This window comes from Mesorhizobium sp. WSM4311 (assembly GCF_002295115.1).
In the GTDB taxonomy this organism is placed as follows: Bacteria; Pseudomonadota; Alphaproteobacteria; order Rhizobiales; family Rhizobiaceae; genus Mesorhizobium.
Window position 1 is genome coordinate 364402 of the sequence record NZ_NSFV01000007.1, and the last position, 15332, is coordinate 379733.

The following is a 15332-nucleotide window of genomic DNA, read 5'->3' on the forward strand; positions in this document are numbered from 1 at the left end:
TCACATCGATTCACTCGCCGGCTTAGCCCTTCCAACCTATCGTCCACCTACCGACCTGAAACGGTGCCCTCCACCGAGCGCTGGAGGCCAAGTCCACCTAAGACACGTAATGGAGGACACTGTGAGCAAAGGAAAAGTGCTTATTCTCGGGTCCAATGCGACCAGGATCGAGATCAAGGGTGGCCGGTGGGGCGCTACGGGACAGTACCTCAATGAGACGGTCGTTCCGGCAATGGCCGTCATCGATGCCGGCTATGAGGTCGTGCTCGCGACGCCGAATGGCGAAAAACCTGTTATCGACAGGGCTTCTGATGCGCCGGCGCATTTCGGCGGCGACAAGGCGGCGTACGATCGCGCCAAGGCCTTCTACGCCAACCATCCATCAATGACCCCGCGAATGCTCCGGTCGGTAATCGAAGAAGGGCTGGACAACTACGCCGGCGTATTCGCTCCGGGTGGGCAGGCCCCGGTCGTCGACCTCATGCAGGATCAGGACGTCGGTGATGTGCTGCGCCATTTCCATGAGAAGGCGAAGCCCACGGCCCTGCTTTGCCACGGGCCCATATCAGCGGTCGCCGCGATGCCCTACGCACGCGAGTTTCGCGCGGCTTTGATTGCCGAAGATCCGGACAAGGCGGCAGAGTGGGCCAAAGGCTGGCAGTATGCGGGCTACAAGATGACAATATTCTCTTCGACCGAAGAGAAGGTGATCGAGGACAACATCTTGCACGCGAAAATCTATTTCCACATGCCTTACGCGCTGACGCTCGCAGGCGCCAACGTGACCACAACTCCGGTCGATTTCGAGCCCTATGTGGTCGAGGATCGCGAACTGATCACGGGCCAGAACCCGCGTTCGGATCATCCGATAGGGGCAGCGCTGATCGCTGCGCTCGACCGCAAGCGCGAAGGCAAGCGCGCCGCCTGAGGTCCTGTGGGTCGGCCTCGGCGTCGACCCACTCTCTCGGAGAAAGAACTGAATCATGTCGACCGGCGTCAAGATCGTGGGAATCCTTACCGCTCGGCCAGGCAAGGCCGCGGAGCTCCGGCGGTTACTGTCCGCCACGCGGGTATCCAGCCGGGGGGAGCCCGGCAATCTGCGGTGGGACATCTGGCACGACCGGGCCAATTCGGACCGCTTCATACTGGACGAGCTCTACTTGGACGACACGGCGCTTACGGCCCATCGCGAGACGCCGCACTTCAAGGAGTATGCGCGCAAGATCGGCGATCTGGCAGAACGGACACCGATCGTTCTCGACCCGGTCGAGGTCACTTGAAACGCTAGGAGAACAGGACAATGAAACGTGCAATTACGGGATTGCTCGCAGCCATGATCGCAACTGCTTCCGCGCTCGCAGCCTCGGCTGCCGAAAAGGCTGTCTCAATCGTGCTCGTTCACGGTGCCTTCGTCGATGCCTCCGGGTGGCAGGCCGTCCATGACATCCTGTCTGCGGAGGGTTACGAGGTGCTGGCGGTGCAGAACCCGACTGTCACCCTTGAGGGCGATGTTGAAGCGACCCGCCAGGTTATCGCCAGGGCCAAGAAGCCGGTCGTGCTGGTAGGCCACTCCTATGGCGGCGCGGTCATCACCGAGGCTGGCGATCTGCCCAAGGTCCAAAGTCTGGTCTACCTCGCCGCCTTCGCACCGCAGGCCGGAGAATCCGTCTTCGACATCGCAACCGTGCCCACGCCTGGCGAGGATAAGGCGCCGCTGCTCCCGCCAAGTGATGGTTTCCTTCTCGTAGATTCGGAGAAGTTTCCAGCTGCCTTCGCTGCCGAGGTCGATCCCACGAAGACTCGCTTCATGGCGGATGCGCAGGTGCCCTGGGGTCTGGGAGCCGTGCAGGCAAAGATCACTGCCCCCGCTTGGAAGGATAAGCCGACCTATTTCATGGTGACAACTGGAGATCATATGATCCCACCCAGCCAGCAGCGCGCCATGGCGGCACGTGCGAAAGCAAAAGTGGTGGAGATCGACTCCAGCCACGCGGTGATGCTCTCGCATCCTCAGGAAGTCGCCGACTTCATCGCCGGCGTGGCCGCCCAGACGAATTAGTGGCCTGTCGTAACTCATAGACAGGCAGCCGGAGACAGAGAGACCGCCTCGCGGCAGTCTCTCTCCATCCAGCGGGTAGGGGGCTCGTCAGCTACGCTGAACTGCGGCCACCGCCTTACGGATGGCCGGCGTCGGCCGCGTCCAAATGCTTGAGCGACCGAAGGATCCGATGGCGGCTGTTTCGAGTTGAACCCCCAGAAGCGGCGAGTCCGCTTCCGGCCCCGATCGAGACGATCCTTACTCGTCCCGGAGCGTCGTCAATGGCGCTACCGCGACCTTCCAATGTGAGACTGAAACACCGTCACGGTCTTCACCGCGCGTTAAAGTGAGGCGCTTATCGGATGAATGTCGCGCTGTAGGTGGGACAAAAACATCGAAAAACATTGGAACAGATTTGAATGCTTCGCGATCCCACTGATCCCTAACCACTTGATTATGCTTCTTTTCCAAACATCCTCCGGGCCCACCATGATCTTTGATTTTGTTGACGAAAATTCGACTCAACCCAAAACGTTCTGGGCCCATTGTGGGCCACCCGTGCCTCAGTCTGCCTGCGGTCCTCGCCGACTTCACCAAGGTTTTGTCAATTCGCTGGATCAATAGGTTTGGCTCGCGATGATTGCCGGGTTGATATCTGCCAGTTGCATGTTGGTTGCCGCGCTCACAGTCGCACCGTAGTAGCGGCCGTCGGCAAGCGACCTACCGAGCCGAAACAGGTGCAATTAAATGTCAGCGCGGTCGAAGCCCGGGGACCCATAGATGCGTATTTCGCTGCCCTCAAAGGCAGGCTGAATGTCAGCAATGCCCAGCGTAAGGTTGCTTTGGTTGATCTCCCGTTTAACATCAGCTTGCAACTGCCTTTGGAGAACCTCAACCTCTCCTGTCCCTGCATAGCTTTCGATAATGCGAGGGCTTCCAAGTCCGAGTCGTCTTTGTGGGCTTGTAGCATCTTCGCTGATCACGGGTCGTTCGACGATGGCGCAGAACGTCGCTTCGCCCACTGTTATATGTGCGGAATAAACTAGCCGCTCAGCGCCGACCGGCACCTTCTCAAGATCTGTAAATTCCAGATCGCACGTTACACCTTTGACGGCGACTACCTCTTGGAAGCGCGCCAGTTCGACCCCTGCTTTTGCCACGTCCGCGATTGAAATTTCTATATCATCCGTCGCGAGCGACTGCAGAAACAGCAAGGCCGGGTATATATATTGTTATTGCCTTGCCCAAAGGGACTCGAACCCCTTAATAAGCAAGCGCTCTACACGGCTCTCAGTCGCGTTGGTCAGAAGCCCGCCGAACGGGACGTGTGCCGCCGCCAAGATCGATATGGACCTCGAGGTCAGGTATGTCCGGTTGGGCGGGTTCCGCTCTCGCGCTCAAATCCCGCAGTGCTTTCGAAGTCGAAGAACTGCTGAATCGCGAGTGCCGAAGCGCCGCGGGACCAGACGTTGTTGTCCCAGTCGATTTCAATCGGCGGCGGGGTCGCGAACGAGGATTCGCGGACAGTGGCAAGGAGGGGCTCGATAAGCGCCGGACCAAAACGGGCCGCTTCTCCGCCGACGATGACGACTTCCGGGTCGATGAGATCGATCAGGCCGCTGAGCCGATGACCGATCTCGCGGCCGACTTCGCCAAGATAATCCAGGGCGAGCCGTTCGCCTGGTTCGATTGCCTGCTGCAGGAAGGAAGGGACGCTTCGGATGACACCTGACCGACTGCACCTGCATCGTTTCGATGAACAGGGCATTCGGATTCCGACTTTGAACTGACGGCCGTCCAACGGGTATATTGCATGGGACTCAAGCCAACTGCGGAGCACGAGGTGGTGGCTTGCGTTCTACAGGATGATAGGCTCTTCGCCGGCACCATCGCCCAGAACATTGCAGGGTTTGATCGGCCCCCTGGAACGCCGTGGAGCACTACGCATCGATTCCAAAACGTTGTTTCCTGCTGCCAAGGCGCTTCAAGGAAGCGGGCTTCCAGCAGGCTGGGGCTTAGGCGGTGTCTTAAGAAGCAAAGATGCGGCCGACCTGACAGCATCGGCCGCATCCGGGTTCAGTCCCGCGCGGCCGATCCGACCGCGAGTTTATCTAGACCGTTCAGCCTGCAGGCGATCTGGGAAACCGCCCGCGGCAATGAAGACGCCGGTAGACCTCGAAGCCGTCGGTCTGCTTTCGGCCGGACTATTCGGCCGGGTCGAATCTGCCTTGCACCAAGATTGCCGCGACCGGCCCAAGTGGATTTGCGATCCGGCTCGCCAGGCCCTCGATGAGTTTGTGCCCGACATTTGCCATGTCTACCGAATGAACGCCGATCTTCGCCGGCAGGAAGCGCGCCAGCCGGGTGTTGTCGCGCGTGACGATGTGGACGTCGCGGCCCGGTGTAAGACCCAGCCTGCCGAGAGCGTGCAACGCTCCCAGCAGGCCCAATTCGTTGGCGCATGCCAGGCCCGTCGGCGGATCCGACGATGCCAGCAGGCGATCGAACCAGGCCGCGCTCGATTCCATCGTGAACGTGCCGTCACCGATCAGCGATTGGTCGATCGGGATACCGGCCTCGGCCATAGCCCTCTTATAGCCGGCGAGACGGGCGGCGCTCGCCTGATCCTTCTGCACGAGAAGTTGTAGAGCAATGCGTCGAGACCGCGGCACGACTTCCGGTCAATCCGGAATGCTCTTGCCATGGTTTGAAGTCGCCTCAACCGGAAGAGCGCGCCAGCCGGTTCTAAGGCACGGTCGGCGTCACTTTGGGTATTTAGATCCGCCGATTGAAGCATGGAGCGCTCCCGCGTCGACCTTTCAGCTAAACGAATCTCGTAACCTGGGTATCTGGGGGGCTGGGTATCGAGACGGCGCAAGCGTGGTGGCGTACGGCGCCAAGGTGGTGGGGGCGGCGCGCAATCTCGACAAGGCGCGCACCGCGACCGAAATCGTGCGTGATGCCGCGAATGGGGCCTACGATTGGTCGAGCTCGACCTCGTCTCACTGACGAGCGTCCGGGCTTGCGCTGATGCGCTCCTGCCCGATGGTCGGTCGTTCGACCTCATCATATCCAATTGTCAGAAAACTGCATCGTGTCTGTTGCATGTCCCACCAATGTTGAAAGAGTTGGTTTGAACGACGCTGGTGCACTCCGTGAGTGCCGGCAGTTTCCTCTATTGGCTTTGCTGCATTTCCTTAACGACGATGTCTCCGTCCACCACGATCGGTTCGTCATCCAGGAAAAGACTGCAACCGCGCATCGGAATGTCCAGGTGGCAGGCGGTGTCATTGGGGCCGCCGAGTTCGTTGTTGGGGCCCGTCGAAAACATCACGTTGCCGTAGAAGGAGCGCAACTCCATGCCCATGCCGCCGGGAAACTGTGTCAGGCCGTGCCACTGCGCCCGGTGGTCGAGGCCCCAGCCGACATGGCTCATGCCCATGCCGCGCGGGTCCTTGAACTCGCCCATGTAGGATTTGATCAGCTCGGCTTCGAGCCCGCCGCGGATGTCTTGAACGAAGCCTTTTTCGATCGTGTAGACGACCGGTTCGCGCACATAGGTGTTGAATGGCAAAAGCACGTCGCCAGGCGCCAGCACGATCTTGCCGTCGACACCGTCGTCAGCGCCGCCGGTGAAGACGAAGGCCGCTGGCCAGTGGTCCCAGCGTCCGGGCTGGTCGGTGTAGCCGTATTCTCCAACCGTCGGATAAACGCCAAGCCTGTAGATCACGTCGGTGCCGTGGGGGGAGGTGATGCGCATGGTCTTGGCCTTCGACAAAAGCGCCTCGCCGATTTCGACGCGCTCGCGCAGTTCCTTGGTCGGCAGCAGCCGGGCAAGCAGCGGCGCGGGTTCGACGGCTGTCAAGACGCGCGCACCGGCCGCCTGGATCGCCATCTGCTCCGGGCTGAACAAAAGAAAGATGAGGTCGACGACCATGTCGGCCTGCTTCAGCGCTTCGACCGCCTCGGGATTGGCGGCCAGGCCGGTCTCGCCGACCGCCCAGGCGCCATTGCCGGGCAGCGGCGGGGGCAGGCGCATGTGGTACATGCGTGCGCCGAGGCGCTGGCCGGCGGCGAGGAACGCATCGGCATAGTCGAGGCGCTCGCTGCCTTGCGACAGGACGATAACCTTCTCGCCTTCGTGCACGCCGCTGAGCGTGAGCTGGTGCAGGCAGATTTCAGTCAGAACGTTGCGGTCCATCCAGCGATCTCCTTTGCAATGTGGGCGGCATCGCGGCCCATGGGATTCAGTTATGCGTTCTGCTTGGGCGCTCTTCGCTGGCCGGCGCGCCCGATTTCGTCCAGCGCCTCTTTCAGGCCGACGACGTCGCCATATTTGGCATCGATGTCGAACAGGTTGGCTTCATGCGGCCCGGCGTGCCGGTCGCCAACGCAATCCCTGACCACGATGGTTCGGAATCCGTGCTGGACTGCGTCCACTGCGGTTGCCCGGATGCAGCCGCTGGTCGAGCATCCGGCGAGTATGACGGTGTCTACGCCGTCGGCATGCAGCATCGGCGCCAGGCTCGTGCCGAAGAAGGCGCTGGCATACTGCTTGGTGACGACCAGTTCATCCGGCAACGGTTCGACGCCGTCGCAGAATTCGGCCAGCGGACTGCCGGGGACCAAGGCTGCCATCACCGGCGCCTTCTTCACCCAGATCCCGCCGTCGGCGCAGCTCGGCGCGCGGTAGAGGATGTTGGTGTGGACCACCGGTACGCCGGCTTGGCGCGCTGCCGCCAGCAGTTCGGGCGTGCGCGCTACGGCCTCCACCACGCCCTGTGCGAAGAGCGGCGCGCCAGGGGTCGTGTAGGCCTTCATGAAATCGATCACCAACAGCGCCGGCTTGCGACCGAAGCCGATGCGACTGCCCCAGACGCCGCCGTAGTTGTCGGCTGCCGACTGCGTTTCAGCCTCTATGGAAATTGTCGGCTGAGTCATGGCCGTCTCCCTCAGTACGCGCCGGAAAGCAGCGCGCCGGCGCCGGGAACGACTGGCTCCAGGCCGAGCGCCTTCAGCAGGCCGTAGGTGGTGGCGACCGCCGCCGTCAATACCGGTTTTCCGGTAAGGGCTTCGACCTTGGCGATGACGGGCAGCGACGGCATCTGCACGCAAGCCGACAGCACGACCACATTAACACCTTCGAGGTTCATGCCGGCAACGATGCCGGGCAGGTTTTCCGGATCGTGTCGCGCCACGTCGAGGTTGTCGGGGATCTCCAGCGCGCGCCAGTCGACGACGTCGAAACCTTCCTCGCGGATGTAGTTGACCACCAGTTCGGTCAGGGGCCGCACATAGGGCGCCACGACGGCGATGCGCTTGGCCTTCATCACCTTGAGGCCGTCGATCAAGGCGCCAGCGCTGGTGACGACCGGGATGTCGGCGCCGTTCTCCTGCGTGCGACCGCGCAACCGCGCCTCTGACTGCCTATGGTAGCCGAGCCCCATCGCCATGATGGCGACCAGGCAGGCATAGCCGAGCACGTCGACCTTCGCATCTGAAAGCTCGGCCGCGCAGCGGTCGGATTCGCCGTCCATGGCGGCAAGCTCGTCCTTGCTCACCGTCTTCATGCGCATGCGGCTCGAATGGAATGTGAAGCGCTCGGGGCGGATGGCCTGGCGCGCCATCAGCATAGCCGGGATCTCTGTTTCCATGGTCGTATTGGAGCTCGGCACGATCTGGCCGATCCGGAACGGTTTCGTGGTCATGCCGTTTTCCTCGCTGCCAGAGCGGTTCCGAGCAAGTGGTCAGCCGCGGCCAGAAACCCTTCGAGATTGTCCCAGGGGATCATGTGTCCGGCATCGGGCACGCGCTCGATGCAGATGCCGGGGTTGAGCGACTGAATTTCCGCTTCGTCGGCAGGTTCGATGACCCCGCCGCGCGTCGCCACCATGATGCCAGCGGGGACGGGAAGGCCGGGCAGATCCTGATGGATGTCGTCGGTGTGGAAGCCCTCGAAGGCGGTAACGATAGCGGGTTCGTAGCAAGTGTGCAGCCACTCGGCGCGCAGCGCGCGCTGCTCGTGGCTCCATGTCGGACAGAACGCACGCATCGCCTCGGCATCCATGCCCATTTCTGCCTGCCGTATCGAATCCACATACCAGGACAGCTTCGACGGGTAGGCGCGGCGGTCCGGCCCCGAGACGGGCGGGTCGACGAGCAGGAGCCGCGCCATACCGGCCGGGTTTCGCGTCGCGGCGCGGATTGCGATGCGCGCGCCCATGGAATGGCCGAGCACCGTCACGCCGGAAAGACCGAGCGCGGCGATGAAGCCGGTCAGGTCATTGGCAAGGCAGTCGAGTTGGTAATCGAGGCCTGGGCCGGATTGCGACAGACCGCGGCCACGCACATCGAGGACGTAGACATCGAATTCGCAAGCAAGCCTTTCAGCGACGAAGTCCCAGGTCACGGCCGGGCTGGTGATGCCCGGCACCAGCACCAGCGGCGCTCCCGCGCCGAGATGGTGCCGGTAGTGCTGGCGGATGCCGTTCGCGAAAACGTTCGCGCCCGACGTTGCCATGGCGCTCATCAGGCAACCTCACTCTTCAACGTGGCGCCATAGACGTCGTAGCCGAAGACCCAGGCCGGATCTTCCTGGCTGCGCAGCCAGGTGTTGGCATTGGACACCGCCTGCACGCGCGAGGCGCGATCCCTGCGATTCGCTTCGTAAAGGGCGAAGGCGGCTGCGTGATCTCTGGTCCCGGTTTCGCCCAGGCACCGCGCAAGCATGGCGGCATCCTCGATGGCCATGGCCGCGCCCTGTGCCATATGCGGCTTCATTGGATGGCAAGCGTCGCCGAGCAGCACCAGCCGCCCCTCGCTCCATACCGGCAGCGGCTTGCGGTTGAGCAGCGGCCATTTGGTGACCTCGTCGCTCGCGTCGATCAGTGAGTCCACCACCGGATGGCAGCCGGCAAAGGTGTCGCGCATCTCTTCGCGGCTGGAGGGTACGAAAGCCCCATCGAAGTCCCAGGCCGGGTGTGGGACGCCGGTGACGTAGTAGTATTCGCTGCGGTCCGCCGTGGTGTGGTAGACCATCATGTGGCGGTCCTCGAACCACCATTTCACGCAATCTTCGAAGTCGAGGCCGTAGCGGCTTAGCTTGTCGGACGAAATCACCGCCCTGTGGGCGACCCAGCCGCTGTAGTTAGGCTTTTCCTTGCCGAGCAGTGCTTCGCGCACCTTCGAATTGATGCCGTCGGCGCCGATAACGATCTCGGCTGTGACTCGAGTGCCGTCGGCGAAGCTGAGTTCGACGCCGGCGCCATTGTCCATCACCGCGTCCAGCCGCTTGCCGAAGTGCAGGTTTTCCGGGCGCAACAGCGATACCTGGAGCGCGTGCAGATCGCCGCGATGGACGGTCACATAAGGAGCGCCATACTCTTTTTCGGCGAACGCGCCGAGCCGAATTCGGGAAAGATACTCGCCGGAGCGCCCATCACGGCTGAACCAGAAATCGGGCTTCGACCCCATGTCAACGACAGCGTCTTCCATTCCGAGTTGACGAAACACCCGCATGACATTGGGACCCATGTGAATGCCGGCGCCGATGCGTGCGAAAGCTGGAGCCTGTTCGAAGACGTCGACATGAAAACCGGCTTGCTGAAGTAGGCTGGCAGCGGCAGCGCCCCCGAGACCAGCGCCGATGACGGCAATTTGCGTTTGCATGGGCTCGTTGACCCTCCGTGTGAATTTAGAAACCACGATCATCTGTGTATTTATAGAGTACACACTCTAAATGTCAATCGAAAAATAGAACGACGGTAAAAAAATCTGCGGAAACATGGGGATTTGACATCGTCTGCAAAACAGATATTATAGTGTATGCACTTTTTTATCACGCCTGTACGACCGAACTCCCCTACGGCTTACGGCCCTACAAAAGGCACGCAGCGTGGGCAACCGCGTCTTGGCTCCCGCAGATCCGGCTGCCGAAAGACTCTCGCGCAATGCGGCCCGCAAATCGGACATAAAAGCAGCAACGGAAGCTGTCTTGCCTTGCGCAACGCGGGCGTTTTATGCATGCGTCGGGTGCTACGACTTTGGAGCGGAACGCGCGGTGCCGGATCACAGGCCAAACGAAGCGGATCGGATCGAGAATGCGGATCCCTATGTTTTCACGGACCAGGTCGGCTACCTGCTTCGGCGGGCCTACCAGCGACATCTCGCAATCTTCCAAGCGAATGTTGGCGATCCGCAACTGACGGCAGTTCAATTTTCGACACTGTGTGCGCTAAAGGACAGCGGCCCTCAGTCGCAAAGCGAACTCGTGAAGGCAACAAGCGTCGACCAGGGCACAATTCGTGGGATCATCGACAGGTTGAAGAATCGCGACTTGATTGCGTTTTCGAAGGACGGCGCGGATGCGCGCAAGGTAATAGTCTCCATCACGACCGCCGGTCTGCAATTGCTGGAAGCAGTCGTGCCGCATGCGAGAGATGTCACCGAACTGACCTTAATGCCCCTGAATCCTGCCGAACGAATGGCACTTCTCCACACGCTTCGCCTCCTCGGAGAGGATACGGATCCGAACGACTGAAGTACGCCATAGTGCTTGCAGCCTTCAGCAAGTCTGGATGGCGGCATTGATTGCGCTGAGCGTCAACGGCATGGATGTGCAAGTCTCCGTCGCACCGTCGACGCCGCTTCTCCACGTGTTAAGAAACGACCTTGGCCTGAATGGCCCGAAATACGGTTGCGGCCTGGCCGAGTGTGGCGCCTGTGCCGTGCTCGTCGGCGATACCGCGGTTCGCTCGTGTACGGTGCCTGTCGGGGCGGTCACAGGCCGGTCGATCACGACATTGGAAGGGCTAGGAAAGCCTGAGCACCTTCATCCCGTTCAAGCCGCGTTTGTTGCAAACAACGCCGCCCAGTGCGGCTACTGCATCAACGGGATGATTATCGCCACCGTGGCGTTGCTGAGAAGCAATCCCAAGCCGGACGAGACCGCTATTCGAACTGCCCTGCGCCACCATCTATGCCGCTGCGGCACGTATCTTGAAATCCTTGCTGCTGTTCGCGAAGCGGCTCTGGCCCCATCCGATGTCGCAGTCGCTGAGGCAGAGGAGACGGCTTCATGACCGGCCCGCGCGACCGGCCTGCCGCGGCCTATCTGGCAGATCCCGATACGCTTCTGGTTCTGCGCCCAAATCCTTTGGAGGGCAGGGACGATGAACTGTTCCTTGCGCTCGACGCTAAAGGCAACGTTACGGCGTTCAATGGCCATGTCGATCTCGGCACCGGAATTCGCACTGCACTGGCCCAGATCGTGGCCGAGGAGTTGGATGTTCCGTTCGACCGCGTCCGCATGGTGCTTGGGTCGACCTCGGCCACGCCGGATCAAGGAGCGACCATCGCCAGCGAAACCATCCAGATCAGCGCAAAGCCGCTGCGCGCGGCGGCTGCGACGGCGCGCGTTCATTTGCTGCAATTGGCAGCGACCCGCTTCGCCTTGAAGGCGGAAGATCTGGTCATCGAGGAAGGGGTGGTCCGCGCGGGAGATACGGAAACAAACCGCCTGGTCAGCTTTGGTCATCTCATCGCCGGCGCCCACACGCGCCTGTTCATCAATCCGCACGCGCCTCAAAAACATGCTTCGCAATACCGCATCGTCGGCCGGCCGCAGCCACGCACCGACATACCGGCTAAAGCCACCGGCACATTCACCTACGTCCATGACGTGCGTCTGCCTGAGATGCTGCACGGGCGCGTTGTCCGACCGCCCTATGCCGGCTTCGATTCCGGTTCGCACGTCGGTGCCAGCCTGATTTCCGTCGATGAGAACTCGGTGGCCAATGTGCCGGGCCTCGTCGCCGTGGTGGCCGTAGGCGATTTCGTCGGCGTGGTTGCCTCACGCGAAGAGCAGGCCGTCGAGGCCATGCAACGTCTCGAGGTGCGATGGCGCGCCGCACCGGACATGCCCGACCTCAATGCACCGCAGGCGGCGCTGCGCGGGAATCCGTCGACGGCCCGCAAGCTGGCCGATCGGGGAGATGTCGAACGCGCGCTCGGCGCGACAGCCGAGCCGATGCAACGCACTTATGTCTGGCCTTACCAGATGCATGGGTCGATCGGACCGTCCTGTGCGGTCGCCGACTGGCGCCACGACGGCCTGACGGTCTGGTCCGGCACGCAGAACCCGTTTCCGATGCGCGCCGACCTGGCACAACTTCTCGACATGCCGGAAGACCGGATCGTTGTCGAACGACTGGAAGCGGCCGGATGCTACGGACGCAACTGCGCCGACGACGTGACGGCTGACGCCGCCCTGTTGTCCCGGGCTGTCGGCCGGCCGGTGCGGGTCCAGCTTACTCGCGAGCAGGAACACGCATGGGAGCCAAAGGGTGCCGCGCAGGTCATCGATGTGCGCGGCGGCCTGGACGAGGAGGGTGGTCCGGCGGCCTATGACTTTGAAACGCGTTACCCGTCCAATCTGGCGCCGACCCTGCCGCTGATCCTGACCGGCAAGGTTTCACCAGTCGCGGAGGTCGCCTTGATGGGCGACCGCACGGCGGTGCCTCCCTATGCATTCGGCAATCTGCGCGTCACCGTCCACGATATGCCCACACTTGCCCGCGCCTCGTGGTTTCGTGGTGTCTCGGCGCTGCCAAACAGCTTTGCGCATGAATCCTTCATCGACGAGCTAGCGACGGCGGCCAAAGTCGATCCAGTCGAATACCGCTTGCGTTATCTAACCGATCCGCGCGCAATCGATCTGGTGCGGGCCGTGGCCGAACGCGCCAAGTGGAAACCGCATACCAAGCCGGGCACGCATGGCCGCGCGGGCGATATTTTGTACGGGCGCGGCTTTGCCTATGCCGTCTATGTCCACGGTCCTTTTCCGGGCAAGGCAGCCGCTTGGGCGGCCTGGGTCGCCGACGTGGCCGTGAACAAGGTGACGGGCGAGATCGCGGTGACCAAAGTCATCTGCGGTCAGGATACCGGCGCGGTGATCAACCCGGACGGCGTTCGCCACCAGATTCATGGCAATGTCATTCAGTCGACCAGCCGCGTTCTGAAGGAGGAGGTCAATTTTTCTTCCACCGCGGTCGCCAGCCTCGAATGGGGCGCCTATCCGATCATCGGCTTTCCAGAGGTGCCGGACATCGACGTGCTGATGATCCCGCGCCCCGACGAGCCGCCGCTGGGTGCCGGCGAGTCCGCCTCCGTACCAAGTGCGGCCGCGATCGCCAACGCGGTGTTCGACGCCACCGGCATGCGTTTTCGCGAACTGCCGCTGACGCCGGAGTGCGTGCGCGCCGCCCTGAATCCGCTGCCGGCTTCGTCGCCATCGAACGGGAACAGGCGAACGGCCCGAGCCAAACGTTCGCGCCTGCGGTTTGCCTGGCCACTTGCCGGCGCTTTTTCCGGCGCGATCGCCCTTGGCGCAGGAATTTTCCCGTTCAATGCGGCCATTGCCCCTGTGGCGCGTCCGCTATCCGATGTCTTTTCGCCTGCCACGATCGAGCGTGGCCGGCTGGCCGCAGCGGCTGGCGCCTGCAACGTCTGCCATGTCGGCGTCACCGGCACGCCCTTTGCCGGAGGCAGGGCTCTCGAAACCCCCTTCGGCATCGTCTATGCCACCAACATCACCCCCGATGAAGCGGCCGGCATCGGCACCTGGTCCTACCCGGCTTTCGCCAGGGCGATGCGCCAGGGTGTTGCGCGCGACGGACACCATCTCTATCCGGCGCACCCCTACACATCTTTCGCCAAAGCAAGCGAGGCCGATCTCCAGGCGCTCTACGCCTACCTGATGGCACAGCCCGCCGTGACGGCCAAAGTACCGCAAACACAGCTCCGTTTTCCCTTCGGTGTACGGCCATTGATGGCAGGGTGGAACGCGCTTTTCCTGTCGTCACCGCCGGCACCGTCCGATTCGGCCCGAAGCGCGGCCTGGAACCGCGGCGCGGAACTGGTCGAAGGCCTTGGCCATTGCAGTGCCTGTCATTCGCCGCGCAATGTCATCGGCGGAGAGATCAAGGGCGCGATGCATCTTGCCGGCGGCGTCGCCGACGGCTGGCACGCACATTCGCTGACGGCAAAATCCTTCGCGCCGGTCGCCTGGAGCGAAAAGGCTTTCTATGATTATCTGCGAACCGGCCACTCGGCCCAGCATGGCGCGGCGGCGGGACCGATGGCTCACGTGGTGGATTCGCTGGCACCGCTTCCCGATGCTGACATCAGGGCGCTGGCGGTCTATCTCGCCAGTTTCAACGTTGGCGGCGAAACGTTCGCGGCCAGCGGATCGATCCAAAGCGTCATCGATGCTGCAAATCTTGCTGCCCCCAAAGCTGCGGCCGCCTTTCCTCGCGGTGCGCGAATGTTCGCAGGTGCCTGCGAGACCTGTCATTCCGAAGCGTCGTCCATCACGTCGCTGGCTCTCAACACCAATCTTCATGCCGATGCGCCGGACAATCTCCTCCATGCCATCCTGGAAGGCGTGTCTGCGCCGGCTGCCTCGCCGCTCAGGACAGACGCGACCGATTTCGGTGTCATGGCGATGCCTGCCTTCGGCGGCGCCCTCGACGATGCCGATCTGGTCGACCTCGTGAACTATCTGAGGGCGCGTTTCGCGCCCGACAGACCGGACTGGCAAGCCGTCCCGGATTCGCTCGCCGCCGTCCGATCCACTCACCATTGATGCAGACTGGAAATATCAGAGTGCCAATGTGCCCTCCGGAAAACATGGTTGGAACGCCCAGGCGAGATTTGGATCGAGCGTGAAAACGGATTTTTCTGGGCTGCCGAAACACACGAACGACATGGGAAGATTTCTGACTTCGGCCCGCGAAAAAGTCAATGAAATCACCGACTCTGGCATGTCTCCCGGGTCATGACTATTGATTTTGCACCGAAAAAATCTGTTGGTTGGAGAAGTGACGGTACTTTTTGAAGCGGGTAAGGCGCGTCGTCGAGCGCCACAAAGTGAAAAAAATCGCCCGATTGTTCTCGATAGTTGGTGAAACCTCAAAATATTTTTTGCGGCGATTTTCCTTTTAGAATCAACGCCGTAATTTTTTGACGGTTCTGGTGTCGGACTTTGCACAATTCCGAAAAATATTTGACAGTAATTTCAACGAGTTATAAGCTGGTTAAACAATCGAGTGGGAATGACCGGATACAACCTGCGGCAAAGCAAAGCTTCGGTGGCGATTTTCGCTTGCCGCGCCGTTCCGTTTCTTACTTCCGCTACGCTGTACATTTCTTTCTCTCTGAACTTGCAGGTTCGATCTGCGCCCATGTCGCGGTTGATGTAAAGCGTTTGAAAGGGTGAGAGGGCTCTGGCGTAGAA

At 61.6% G+C, this 15332-nt stretch carries 15 protein-coding genes and 1 pseudogene; 8 read left to right on the forward strand and 8 right to left on the reverse strand.

Annotated elements, in window-relative coordinates:
• The first annotated feature begins 109 nt into the window (after positions 1-109).
• Genes CK226_RS20870 through CK226_RS20880 form a run of 3 tightly spaced genes read left to right on the forward strand, consistent with a single transcriptional unit; the run spans position 110 to position 2059 of the window.
• Complete coding sequence (locus tag CK226_RS20870) at positions 110-928, forward strand: DJ-1/PfpI family protein (protein WP_280951037.1); 819 nt, start codon at positions 110-112, stop codon at positions 926-928.
• Between the two features lie 55 nt (positions 929-983).
• Positions 984-1280 (forward strand): putative quinol monooxygenase, encoded by a 297-nt coding sequence (locus tag CK226_RS20875; protein ID WP_095789171.1) that lies wholly within the window; start codon positions 984-986, stop codon positions 1278-1280.
• A gap of 20 nt (positions 1281-1300) precedes the next feature.
• Complete coding sequence (locus CK226_RS20880) at positions 1301-2059, forward strand: alpha/beta hydrolase (protein ID WP_095792931.1); 759 nt, start codon at positions 1301-1303, stop codon at positions 2057-2059.
• Positions 2060-2781: 722 nt separating this feature from the next.
• Here the strand turns inward: CK226_RS20880 and CK226_RS20885 are convergent.
• The 3 genes from CK226_RS20885 to CK226_RS20895 form a co-directional block, all read right to left on the reverse strand.
• Positions 2782-3252: a hypothetical protein gene (locus CK226_RS20885; protein WP_095792932.1), complete on the reverse strand. Its 471-nt coding sequence runs from the start codon at positions 3250-3252 to the stop codon at positions 2782-2784.
• Positions 3253-3398: 146 nt separating this feature from the next.
• The gene (locus CK226_RS34985; RefSeq protein ID WP_179301100.1) at positions 3399-3839 is read right to left on the reverse strand and encodes an ROK family protein; all 441 of its coding nucleotides are present in this window, start codon (positions 3837-3839) and stop codon (positions 3399-3401) included.
• Between the two features lie 403 nt (positions 3840-4242).
• On the reverse strand, positions 4243-4674 hold the full coding sequence (locus CK226_RS20895) for a substrate-binding domain-containing protein (protein WP_245437794.1): 432 nt from the start codon (positions 4672-4674) through the stop codon (positions 4243-4245).
• 159 nt (positions 4675-4833) lie between these two features.
• On the opposite strand from CK226_RS20895, the pseudogene CK226_RS35595 reads away from it, so the two are divergent.
• Positions 4834-5115: pseudogene (locus tag CK226_RS35595) on the forward strand (SDR family NAD(P)-dependent oxidoreductase); the annotation flags it as partial.
• A gap of 98 nt (positions 5116-5213) precedes the next feature.
• On the opposite strand, the gene CK226_RS20900 reads toward CK226_RS35595, so the two are convergent.
• The 5 genes from CK226_RS20900 to CK226_RS20920 are packed head-to-tail and all read right to left on the reverse strand — an operon-like array spanning position 5214 to position 9706.
• Positions 5214-6239 (reverse strand): leucyl aminopeptidase, encoded by a 1026-nt coding sequence (locus CK226_RS20900; RefSeq protein WP_095792934.1) that lies wholly within the window; start codon positions 6237-6239, stop codon positions 5214-5216.
• A gap of 50 nt (positions 6240-6289) precedes the next feature.
• Entirely contained in the window at positions 6290-6979 is a 690-nt protein-coding gene (locus CK226_RS20905; protein WP_095775919.1) for an N-carbamoylsarcosine amidohydrolase, read from the reverse strand.
• An 11-nt stretch (positions 6980-6990) separates the two neighbouring features.
• The gene (locus CK226_RS20910) at positions 6991-7746 is read right to left on the reverse strand and encodes an Asp/Glu racemase (protein ID WP_095792935.1); all 756 of its coding nucleotides are present in this window, start codon (positions 7744-7746) and stop codon (positions 6991-6993) included.
• On the reverse strand, positions 7743-8567 hold the full coding sequence (locus tag CK226_RS20915) for an alpha/beta hydrolase (RefSeq protein WP_095775917.1): 825 nt from the start codon (positions 8565-8567) through the stop codon (positions 7743-7745). Before CK226_RS20915 ends, CK226_RS20910 begins: the two co-directional genes overlap by 4 nt.
• A complete protein-coding gene (locus tag CK226_RS20920) occupies positions 8567-9706 on the reverse strand; it encodes an FAD-dependent monooxygenase (protein WP_095792936.1) in 1140 nt (379 codons plus the stop codon). The genes CK226_RS20915 and CK226_RS20920 overlap by 1 nt, the downstream gene beginning before the upstream one ends.
• Before the next feature lie 391 nt (positions 9707-10097).
• Here CK226_RS20920 and CK226_RS20925 point away from each other — a divergent pair, with 391 nt between their 5' ends.
• The 4 genes from CK226_RS20925 (at position 10098) to CK226_RS34990 (ending at position 15314) form a co-directional block, all read left to right on the forward strand.
• Positions 10098-10577 (forward strand): MarR family winged helix-turn-helix transcriptional regulator, encoded by a 480-nt coding sequence (locus CK226_RS20925; RefSeq protein WP_095792937.1) that lies wholly within the window; start codon positions 10098-10100, stop codon positions 10575-10577.
• Between the two features lie 37 nt (positions 10578-10614).
• Positions 10615-11118 (forward strand): (2Fe-2S)-binding protein, encoded by a 504-nt coding sequence (locus tag CK226_RS20930; protein ID WP_095789177.1) that lies wholly within the window; start codon positions 10615-10617, stop codon positions 11116-11118.
• Positions 11115-14681: a molybdopterin cofactor-binding domain-containing protein gene (locus tag CK226_RS20935; RefSeq protein ID WP_095792938.1), complete on the forward strand. Its 3567-nt coding sequence runs from the start codon at positions 11115-11117 to the stop codon at positions 14679-14681. The genes CK226_RS20930 and CK226_RS20935 overlap by 4 nt, the downstream gene beginning before the upstream one ends.
• Before the next feature lie 420 nt (positions 14682-15101).
• Complete coding sequence (locus tag CK226_RS34990; RefSeq protein WP_179301101.1) at positions 15102-15314, forward strand: hypothetical protein; 213 nt, start codon at positions 15102-15104, stop codon at positions 15312-15314.
• Positions 15315-15332: the final 18 nt, after the last annotated feature.